Origin of the sequence: Streptomyces sp. NPDC007205, from assembly GCF_040634095.1 — a bacterium.
Taxonomy (GTDB): Bacteria; Actinomycetota; Actinomycetes; order Streptomycetales; family Streptomycetaceae; genus Streptomyces.
In genome coordinates, this window is sequence record NZ_JBEYEW010000084.1 from 1 (window position 1) to 10,094 (window position 10,094).

8 protein-coding genes and 3 pseudogenes are annotated in these 10,094 nt (G+C 65.3%); 1 reads left to right on the forward strand and 10 read right to left on the reverse strand.

The annotated features are described in order from the left end of the window. Nucleotides 1-317 precede the first annotated feature (317 nt). The 5 genes from iolE to ABZ624_RS40840 form a co-directional block, all read right to left on the reverse strand. Nucleotides 318-1,217, reverse strand: coding sequence for a myo-inosose-2 dehydratase (iolE, locus tag ABZ624_RS40820; RefSeq protein ID WP_360100394.1), 900 nt, complete (start codon nt 1,215-1,217; stop codon nt 318-320). Further along, on the reverse strand, nt 1,214-2,812 hold the full coding sequence (locus tag ABZ624_RS40825; RefSeq protein ID WP_360100397.1) for a pyranose oxidase: 1,599 nt from the start codon (nt 2,810-2,812) through the stop codon (nt 1,214-1,216). The genes iolE and ABZ624_RS40825 overlap by 4 nt, the downstream gene beginning before the upstream one ends. A 48-nt stretch (nt 2,813-2,860) precedes the next feature. Continuing rightward, a complete protein-coding gene (locus ABZ624_RS40830) occupies nt 2,861-3,784 on the reverse strand; it encodes a UDP-glucuronic acid decarboxylase family protein (RefSeq protein ID WP_360100415.1) in 924 nt (307 codons plus the stop codon). Between the two features lie 35 nt (nt 3,785-3,819). Beyond that, on the reverse strand, nt 3,820-4,758 hold the full coding sequence (locus ABZ624_RS40835; RefSeq protein ID WP_360100400.1) for a glycosyltransferase: 939 nt from the start codon (nt 4,756-4,758) through the stop codon (nt 3,820-3,822). Between the two features lie 77 nt (nt 4,759-4,835). After that, nucleotides 4,836-5,816: a methyltransferase gene (locus ABZ624_RS40840; RefSeq protein ID WP_360100403.1), complete on the reverse strand. Its 981-nt coding sequence runs from the start codon at nt 5,814-5,816 to the stop codon at nt 4,836-4,838. Nucleotides 5,817-6,270: 454 nt separating this feature from the next. Between ABZ624_RS40840 and ABZ624_RS40845 the strand changes: the two are divergent. Beyond that, nucleotides 6,271-6,618: pseudogene (locus ABZ624_RS40845) on the forward strand (IS6 family transposase); the annotation flags it as partial. 36 nt (nt 6,619-6,654) lie between these two features. Here ABZ624_RS40845 and ABZ624_RS40850 read toward each other — a convergent pair. The 5 genes and pseudogenes from ABZ624_RS40850 to ABZ624_RS40870 all read right to left on the reverse strand — a co-directional run. Beyond that, nucleotides 6,655-7,101: pseudogene (locus ABZ624_RS40850) on the reverse strand (DDE-type integrase/transposase/recombinase); the annotation flags it as partial. 186 nt (nt 7,102-7,287) lie between these two features. Further along, complete coding sequence (locus ABZ624_RS40855) at nt 7,288-7,533, reverse strand: hypothetical protein (protein ID WP_360100406.1); 246 nt, start codon at nt 7,531-7,533, stop codon at nt 7,288-7,290. Further along, entirely contained in the window at nt 7,530-7,829 is a 300-nt protein-coding gene (locus tag ABZ624_RS40860) for a transposase (protein ID WP_360100409.1), read from the reverse strand. Before ABZ624_RS40860 ends, ABZ624_RS40855 begins: the two co-directional genes overlap by 4 nt. A 69-nt stretch (nt 7,830-7,898) precedes the next feature. After that, the gene (locus ABZ624_RS40865; protein ID WP_360100412.1) at nt 7,899-9,518 is read right to left on the reverse strand and encodes an IS4 family transposase; all 1,620 of its coding nucleotides are present in this window, start codon (nt 9,516-9,518) and stop codon (nt 7,899-7,901) included. Between the two features lie 287 nt (nt 9,519-9,805). Continuing rightward, nucleotides 9,806-10,094: pseudogene (locus tag ABZ624_RS40870) on the reverse strand (transposase); the annotation flags it as partial.

Genomic DNA, 10,094 nt, shown 5'->3' on the forward strand with positions numbered 1-10,094 from the left:
CCTCGATCTGCACGACGCCCTCGTCTCCCTGGCCTGCAGCCTCATCTGCTGGCGACGCCTCAAGAAAGCTCGGCCATGATCGTGTTACGAGCTCTTATGGTGAACAGGGCGGGAAGTCTGGGGCGCTCGGGAAAAGGTGGATTGGGGACGACACCCTGTCCCGCGTGGGAACCTTTCACGGGCCCTTATGGTGTCTCGTGCGCTGGTGGGTGCCTCCGGGCTGTGGCGCTTGGCGGACATGTGCCACTCGTCCCTGGGGCGGGGGTGCCGGCGGCGCAGTTGCCTGGCGCAGGTGGAATCGTCTATATCGCCCCCGTTCATAGGCTCGTCAGTTTTCTGAGGTAGCGCCGCGCCCGCGCCGCTGTGGTGTACGGGTCGATGGCTGGGCCGGGGCCCTCCTCGGCCTCGACGACCAGCCAACCGGTGTAACCGGCGTCGGCGAGGGTGCTCAGGATCGCGGGGAAGTCGACACAGCCGTCGCCGGGAATGGTAAACGCGCCTGCCTGCACGGCGTCGAGAAAGCTCGCGTCGCGGTGGGCGTTGAGGACGTCGCGCCGGACGCTCTTTAGGTGGACGTGGCCGATCCTGGTGATGTGATCGCGGATCAGGGCGACCGGGTCGTCACCGGCCCAGGTGGCGTGACCAGTGTCCAGCAGGAGGTGCACCTTGGCAGGGTCGGTGCCGGCCATGAGCCGGTCGACGTCGGCACGGTTCTGGACTCCCGTGCCCATGTGGTGGTGGTAGCACAGCCGCACGCCCGCGTCGGTAGCGAGCGTTCCAAGTTCGTCCATGCCGGACAGCAGTGCCTGCCATTGACGGTCGTCGAAGACCACTCTGTTGGCCGCCAAAGCGATCGGTTTGAGGTGGACCGCGTGCCCGAGTTCGGCAACCACGATGTCGGTCCCGCCGAGTTCCCGCAGGACAGCGAGCTGTGCCAGGAAGTCGTCGATGGTCCGCTGCCGCATGCCGCTGCATGTAAAGTAGGTGCCCACCCAGGGTTCGGAGATCGTCAGGCCTCTACTCGTCAGGTCCTCACGTAGAACGGCAGTGTCCTTGGGGAAGTTGCCGCCAAGGCTGCACCCGTCATATCCCGCCAGTGCAACCTCGCTGAGTACTTGCCGGTACGGGATGGTGTCCGCGGAGCGTGGTAGGTCGTCGTTGTTCCAGAGGTTGGTGACGATGCCGAACCGCACGCTTCCGGGCACGAACTGGCTCACATACCCTCCTTCAGGAGATGGCGGGCGCCCTTGAGTGCGGTGGCCACGCTGGTCAGGGTGGGATTGCTGGCGGTGCCCCTCGGGATGAGTCCGTTACCTCCGAGCTGGAGGTTGGTGATGCCCCATACCTGGGAATTCACGTCGACGACGCTGGTGGCAGGGTCCTTGCCCATACGCGTCGTACCAGCGATGTGCAGGGGCACACCCGGGGTGACGAAGCGCGGCTCGGAGCCAGGCAGGAACCCGCCGAGGGCACAGGCTGCGCGCAGCATGTCACCCATCATCGCGTGCTGAGTCTTTCGGTCCTCAGCCGACAGTGTGAACTCGAAGGTGGGCTGCGGCAGACCGAACAGGTCAAAGTTGTCGTCGCTGAAAGCGATGCGGTTCTCCCAGCGGGATTCGGCCATTCCGAACCAGCGCAAGTCCACCACCAGGCGAGGGTCGACGTTCGGGGCGACCTGCCCGTAGTGGTAGGCATCTCGGTGGATCTGGCAGTGCCACGGCCTGCCCGTGGACACCGGGATCCAGAGTTGCGGATCCGGCTCGTCGACTGGGATGGGCAGCGGGTCCTGCGGTCGCTCACGCTGATGCCGAGCAATCCGTTCGGCATATTCCGGCCGGCCGAGGGCCGCCTCGACCAAGTCGTGGGAGAGGACGACCTGACAGAACGCCTCCGGCTGCTCGGTGAGGTAGCGGCCGAGCGCGGGCGGCCGGATACCCGAGGCGTACAGCAATTGCGGGGTGAGGACGGCTCCGCACGCTACGACGAATCGCCTGGCCTCCACCCGGAATGTCCGCCACTTCGTGAGGTCGCGGATCTCCGCGTGTGTCACGCGCGTGCCGTCTGCGGACAGGAACAGCCGGGTGCACAGGTGCTCGGCGCGTAAGTCGAACAAGTCAGGGCAGACGCCGTCGGCCAGTGGCCCGAAGACGTCGTCGGTGCCGCTCCAGTGCACGAGGGCCGGGTTATCGGTGCGCCGCCGCACCGCCAGCGGGAGACTGCGTGGAGCATACGGCGGAGCGAGTTCGCGGTACTCCGCCAACAGGCTCTCGCGGACCAGTTCGTGTCGCAGCGAGCCGTCGTAGACGTCCTCACGGGTGCCGAAGATCTGCTCGGCCTCGGTATAGAGGTCATCCCACTCTGCGTCAGGGAGCAGCGGGGAGCGTTCCAGGACCGGGTGGTGCCGAGGGGTGGCACACGTCCAGTGAGTGGTCATGCCACCGACGCAGTAGGACACTGCGGAGGCCGGGATGTTCGTCTCCGGCCTCTGGTTCGGATTCTGGTTGTTGGTGGTCAGTCCCCGGTACCGGTTCAAGTCGACCTGGTAGCAGCATGGGTCGAGCTGCATTTCCGGGTTGGCGTTGGCCGGTGTAGAGACGGGAATGAGCTGTCCTCTGACGACCGGGGTGAACAGGTCAATGTTGCGCTGGTATTGATAGGCGTTCTTCAGGTGGGCACCGAGTCTGGTCGACTGCTGTGGCCCCGCGTCGACCATGAGGACGCGGTGCCCGGCCTCAACGGCGGTGCGCGCGTAGACCGCTCCGACCGGACCAGATCCGACGACGAGGACATCGACGTGAGCGGTTTCTGGCATCTGATTCCCTTTCGGCGTGGAAGTACTTCGCGTGCTCGCAGGGCGAGCTCAAGCGCTGGTCGTCTTGAACCAGCTGATGGTCCGGTCCAGGCCGGTCTCCAAGGGCGTCGCTGGTTCCCAGCCCAGCAGACCCTGGGCGAGCGAGATGTCGGGGCGGCGCCGCCGCGGATCGTCCTGGGTGGCTGGAGCGAAATTCAGCGTCGAGTTCGAACCGCAGCGTTGCCGGATCAGCTTCGCCAGTTCCAGGACTGTCGTCTCCCGGGTGCCGCCAATGTTCAGTGGGCCGGGGTGATGTGACCCGATCATGCGGATGATGCCATCGACAGTGTCGGACACGTAGCAAAGGGACCGGGTCTGCGAGCCGTCGCCGTACAGGACGATCGGGCGGTCCCGCAGTGCATGACCGATGAAGGCCGGGACAGCACGCCCGTCGTCCGGCCGCATGCGCGGTCCGAAGGTGTTGAATATGCGGACAATGGCGGTGTCGGTACCGTGGGTGCGCCGGTAGGCCATCACCAGCGCCTCGGCAAAGCGCTTGGCTTCGTCGTAGACGGAGCGGGGACCGACGGGATTCACGTTCCCCCAGTAGTCCTCGCGCTGGGGATGGACCTCGGGGTCGCCGTACACCTCGCTTGTGGAGGTGAACAGGAGCCGGGCGTCTTTCTCCCGCGCCAGGTCCAGGAGCCTCCACGTGGCCTCTGCTCCGCAGCGGAGCGTCTGCAAGGGCATCCGTAAGTAGTCGGGAGGGCTCGCGGGAGAGGCCAGATGAGCCACGAGATCGACGGCCCCGTCCACCCGGACAGGCTCCCCGACATCGACCTGCGTAAAAGTGAAGCCTTTTCTCTTCACCAGGGAGCTGATGTTCCGAGCGGACCCGGTAAGGAGGTTGTCCAGGCAGACGACCTCCCACCCATCCGCGATCAGGCGCTCGCAAAGATGAGAACCGATGAATCCCGCCCCGCCGGCGACCACTGCTCGCACTGTCTGGCCTTCCTTGGCTCGGAGTTCTACCCGCGATGGTTTCGGGTGTTCTTCCTGTTCACGACGTGATAGCCGAAGCACATGGCGACGTACTGGACGCACCGGGCGAAGACCGTGAAAGGGTCGCGGTGTGGTGTCGCCAGGCATATCGGCTTGATCCTGGAACCGGTCACCGTCTCCAGGATCCGGTACGTGGCGCCGTACCGAACGAAACGCTTCCACAGGCCGGGAAGGCCGTCGCTGAAGTCGTGCAGCACGACACTGCCCGGCGCGTACTCGATCCCGCCCAACTTCCACAGCCGCAGGCTGAGTTCGAGGTCCTCGGCTCCGGCACCAGCGAAGCGCTCGTCAAAGCCGCCGCACTCCTCGAACGCACGCTTCAGTATCAATGCGTTCGCCGTGACGCAGTACAGCGGGCGAAGGCCCCCCGCGCTGTCCCGCAAGAGCCTCGGTCGCAGAGCGCGGATCGAATCGTAGAACCTGGAGATCCGGCTCGGCGGGGTGCCCCGGACGTGGCCGGCGTAGGCGATGGCCGTCCCGCTCGTGCGCAGGTACCCGGTGATCAGTTCTGGAGTGGCGACGCAGTCGCTGTCAGTGAACAGCAGCCACGATCCCTCAGCCTTTGCAGCACCGACGTTGCGCGCCGTGGCGGCACCTGGGGTGGCACAGGTCAGCAACCGGATCGGCGGCTGCGTCCGCTGGTACCGAGGAGGCAGACGGATCGGCTCCGCGGAGCCGTTGTCCACTACGATGATTTCGCGTGGCCGCACCGCGTCCGGATCCTGCAGCAACGAGTCCAGCAGGCGTTCGATGCCGGCCTGGTTGTCTTTCACCGGTACAATCACCGAGATGGCCCCGGCGGAGATCTTCTCAATCGCTGCCTCATAGCGGACGTCCAAATCGATGGAGCACACGTCCACGGGCGCAAAAAGCCCTTTCACACCCATATCGCCTGAATCAGCCATTCACGCTCCTCATAGATCAAAGATTCAACGGGCTCCACCCACGAGCGCCGGCGGACACGTCTTCGCCTGCTTGCCCCTTACTGGGGGACGCAGGTCAACAGCTGGCATCGCCATCCGGCGGGAGTAATGTTTTCAAGCCAGAAACCAGTGCTCGCAAGCAGCGCCTCCCAGCCGCTGCGGTTGCGTTCATTGCCGGGCAGCAGGAGACCCAAGTACAGGTCGTAGGTCTTGGTCCAGTGCGGCTCGGGACCCTCGGGGAGGACCTGCTCGGCGATCAGGAGCCGCCCGTGCGCAGGGATCGCAGCCCGTACCCGGCGCAGGATCTCTGCAGCGGCCGTGTCATCCCAGTCGTGCAGGATCCGCGCGAGACAGTACACGTCGCCGACGGGCAAGTCGTCTTTGAAGAAGTCGCATTCACGCAGTTTGCAGCGGTCGAGGAGGCCGCCCTCACTGAGGCGCGTCCTGGCCTGGGCCAGGACGTTCGGCCGTTCGCACAGTATCCCGCGCAGGTGTCCATGTGCACTCAACAGAGAGCGCAGCAACGCACCGTTACCCCCGCCGACGTCCACAGCCACGGCCACGTCCGACCAATCGAGAGCCATGAAACCCTCGGTGAACCCGGTGCTCGACGCCGCCATGGCTGCGTCGAACTCCTCTCCCGCCTCAGCGTCCTCGCCCAGGAGCTCGAAGAAGGACTTCCCATGAGCCCGCACGAACGACGAACCAGTGTCCCCCGTCCGCACCACATCGGTGAGAAAGGCGGCGGCTGGGTAAGCGAGGCGACATGAGAATCGGACGTACGCGGCGATGTTGCCGGGTGCCGACTCCTGAATGGCTGCCGTCAGGTCGGTGGCGGCGAAGGTGCCGCGGGAAACCTCGGCGGCCAGGCCCACCGACGACAGACAGCGCAGCAACCGCGCTGTCACCTGTTGATCGCTGCGGCAGTGCGCCGATACCTCCTCGATGGTCTTGGGCCCCTCCGCCAGAAATTCCGGAATTCCTAGCTCTATTGCGGCTTTCATGCTCTGTGCCTTCACGAAGCCGAGCAGGATCTCCATGATCGCTGCCGCGTTGCCAGGTCGAACTGGCAGCTCATTTACACTCATTGACATTCTCCCCTTAGATGGAAATTGATCGTCTGGAGTTCGGAGGAGCACGCAGAAGCGAATCTGTCAGACAGTCGAATATTTTAAGCGAGGGCGACGTGATCTCACATCCAGCGAGTTGACAGAGCCTCAAGCGTTGGCGATTTCCAAGGCGCATCCTGCCCTGTGCTGAAGACCGAGCACCATCAGTGGACCAGAGATCCAGCAGGAAGCGGAAGTAATTCGGCCGAGCAAGGCCGTGAACCCGTTGAACGTAAGCTTGTACTATTTCCAGTTAATTCACGTTGCGGGCCCCGGTTATCTTCTTCGGCACCGGTCTTGACGCCCCTATGGATGTCAAGCAGTGGCTTGTGCGGGGGCACTGTCACGTTGCTCTGGCCCTGTGAGATGGTCTTCGGGTTGGTCGTTGTGGGAGGGGCTTCGCGTGGATACCGCGCCGTCGTACAGGGGGCACCGGTACCCGGTGGAGGTCATCTCCCACTGCGTATGGCTGTACTTCCGGTTTCCGCTGTCGTACCGGGAGGTCGAGGAGCTGATGCTCGAGCGGGGCGTTGAGGTCTCGTACGAGACGGTGCGGCGCTGGTGCGTCAAGTTCGGCCAGGACTACGCGAACCAGCTGCGCCGGCGCCGCCCGCGGCCGGGCGACAAATGGCACATGGACGAGGTCTTCACCAAGATCAACGGCGAGTTGCACTACCTCTGGCGTGCGGTCGACGCCGACGGCAACGTGCTCGACATCCTGGTGCAGAGCCGACACTGAAGTTTCCCCGTGATCTTGGACACTCGATCTCTATGCCGCGAGGTCGTGCTGGTGGCGCTGCCTGGTCTCGGCCGGGGTGAGGTAGCCGAAGACCTTGTGCTTGCGCAGTCGGCGCCGGTTGTAGAACGTCTCGATAAAAGCGAAGACGTCGGCGCGGGCAGTGGCCCGGTCGGGCCAGGTGCGGGCGCCGATCTCTTCCTTGAGCAGGGCCCAGAAGCTCTCCGCGGCGGCGTTGTCGAAGCATCCGGTGCGGCCATAGCTTTGTCCCAGGTTCAGCTCGGTTATCTCGCGGCCGAATTCGGCTGACTTGTACTCGCTGCCGCGATCCGAGTGTGCAATGCATCCAGATTGCAGGCCGCTGCGGCCGTGAGCCATCCGCAGCGCGTCGACCACCAGGGACGCGCGGTGGTGATCGGCCATCGCATAGCCCACGACCTCGCGGGTGGCCAGGTCGAGCCAGCAGGCGAGGTAGAGCCAGCCCTCGGCTGTGGAAGGTGATGTCCCCGACCAGCTTCGTGCCCGGCCGCTCGGCGTGGAAGCCGCGGCCGATCAGGTCCGGCGCCGGCCTTGCCTTCTTGTCTGGCCGGGTCAGCGACCGCCGACGGCGGCGGTGGACACCCTGGATACCGCGTTCGCGCATGACGCAGGCGACGCCGTTGCGGTTCACCGCCCGGCCCAGGCGCCGAAGTTCAGCGTGGACGCGCGGAACGCCTTAGGTGTGGCGGGATGCGACGTGGTGACGGTGATCTCGTGGGCCAGGGCCTCGTCGGCCGTCTTCCGTGCGGCGCGGACCTTCGCCGCCGCCTGCCAGGCATAGAAGGAGGAGCGGGCCACGTTCAGCAGCCGGCACAGGAAAGCGATTCCATGGGTGGTCTTCTCCGCCTCGATGAACGCGTACGTCTCGTTCATCGATCGCTCTCCTTCGCGAAGAAGACCGCGGCTTTTCGCAGCACCTCGATCGTCTTGGCCTGCTCGGCATTCTGCTTCCGCAGTCGCTTGAGCTCCTCACGCTCGGCACTGGTCAGCTCGCCGGGGCGTCCTTCGCCTTGGTCCACCTTCGCCTGGCGGTACCAGGCACGCAGGGACTCCGGGCTCACCCCGAGTTCCCGGGCGACTTCGGTGACCGTACGGTCTGTGGAGTCGACGAGCGCGATCGCGTCCCGTTTGAACTCCGCTGTGTACCGCTTCGTGTACTTGCTTCCCACCTGGTGTTACTTCCTCTGGAACCTCATGTCCCAGTCTCCAGGTGTCCACGATCAAGCAATGCCGCGAAGTTAAGGGGTGTTGGAGGATGACAAGTCCCCAAGAAGAAACATCTTGTAGGCACCACGGGTGATGCGTTGCAGTAGGCCGAGGCGAGCCCAGGTGCCCAGCTGGGTACTGATTACCTTGATCGTCTTCGGGTCGGTGGTGCCGAGTCTTTCAGCGATGTCCCGGGCCTTCCAGGTTCGGGTGGGCGCGCTCTCCATGATCTTGACGATGCTCTGCCGACGGCCCAAGCGTTGCTGGTCATATAGATCGATTGCCGGCGGGGAGGGCAGTGAGGGCGGATGGACAGAGACGTCGATAGCGGTGAGAGGGACGCTCTTCAACGGGCGACCGTCGTGGTTCCAGGTGTGGTAGCGGGAAATGCCGCGCTTGACGATGCGGGCGGAGATGCGGGAGCGACGGCGCGGCAGCAGGTTGCCGAGGATCGCTGAGCCGATTTTCCCCACAAGGTCAACCATGCGTGATCCGTGCGGTGTTGAGGATATCGTGATGGCGCAGACGACGGTGTCGCGTGCGGCTTCCAGCGCGACGGTGAACGCGGCACGGTCCGGGTCGCATCCCTTCACGGTTTCCACGGCGGTGGTCATCGCCGAGCGCAGGGCTTGGTAAACCACGAGGAGGGCCCACATCTCCTGGGCGAGGCCGGCGGGGTCCTTCGAGCGCAGTACGCGCCCCCTGAGCAGCGTGTGACGCAGAGCCAGGTAGGCGGTCTCGATCTCCCATCGCTCGTGATACAGCCGGATGAGCCGGGCCGCCGGGTCGGCGTGGTGGTCGGTGAGCGTGGTGACCAGGCGATAGGTGCCGTGGATCCTGCTGCCGTCGGCCGCCGCCGCGGTGATCTCGGCCTCGATGACACGTACGGAAAGGTCCGCCACCCGGCTCAGATACGTGCCGTCAGGCAGCAGCGCGAGGACCGGAAGACGTCGGTTCGCCTTGCTGCGGACCAGGAACTGTGCACCGCGCCCGGCGATATCGGCCAGCAGGCTGCCGTCGTCGAAGGCACGGTCGGCCAGCACCAGCATGTCCGCGGTCAGCCGATCGCTCAGGCGCCGGGCCACAGCGGATTCACCCTGGTCACGGGGGCCGAAGCACGCGGCGAGCAGACCCCGGGTGCCCGTCTCGCACAGCGTCATCAGCTGGAGGCTGGGATAGCTCTGGGCACCGAATCGGTACGAGACACTCCCCAGCCAGGCCCGATTACGCTCGTGATCGGGGACGGCGAGACTGTTGCACCCGTCGAAGGCCACCGTGCGCCACCGGCGGTAGCGCACCCCCGGAGTGGTCGGTTGCCCCAGCGGGCCGGCGATTATCTCGAACAGGCGCCTGAGCGGGGCCGTGCCGATCCGGCGCCGCAGATCGCGAAGGGCCTTCTCGGACGGGGCGGGCACCCTGCACGCCAGGCCGCCGGTCAGTTTCGCCCAGACCAGACGCGCCCCGAGGTGCTCGAACAGGCCGAGGGCCAACAGGAAGTACACCCCGACCCGGGACGGCAGGCTCCGCAACCGCCGCTGCAGCGACCGGGTTTCGTCGAGTACTGCATCGATGAGCTCCGCCGGGAGGATCTGTGTCAACTCGCCGATATGGCCAGGAGCAAACACGTCGACATCGGGCGGACTGCCTGCCATGACAGACTGGGACACGCGGGGCCTCTGCTCTCAGGAAGATCTTGGTCGATCCCTGAAACAGCACAGGTCCCGCCCCTTCTTCCCCGCTCATCGCCCCCCTTGACGTCGCCCAACAGCCCTTAACTTCGCGGCATTGCACGATCAAGGGGAAGCTTCACTCCGTCATCGTCGATCTCGCGTACATGAACTCGCTCTGCCACCCACACAGCCTGACGGCCCTGCGCCAACCGGGATAGGACCTGAGCGGCGCGTCACATCACAACAGGCGATCGTCGCCTGACACGGCACTACTGACCTTGAATGCGTGGTGTCGTCATGGTGGCTGGCGTCGGAGGCCGGTGCCGGTGAGGCAGCCGTCGAGGGTGTCGGGGCGGTACTGAAGCTGGCGGAGACCCCGTCGGACGGCGGTGATCAGGTCGTCGGGGTCGGCGAAGGCGCGGTTGGCTGTGGTGGTGCGTGGCAGGACGGACCAGGTGCCTTTGACGGGGTTGAGGTCGGGTGCGTAGGGCGGCAGTTGGAAGACGGTGAGCCAGTCGCGGTCGGCGGTGTAGCGGCGCATTCCGGCCGTCAGGTGGG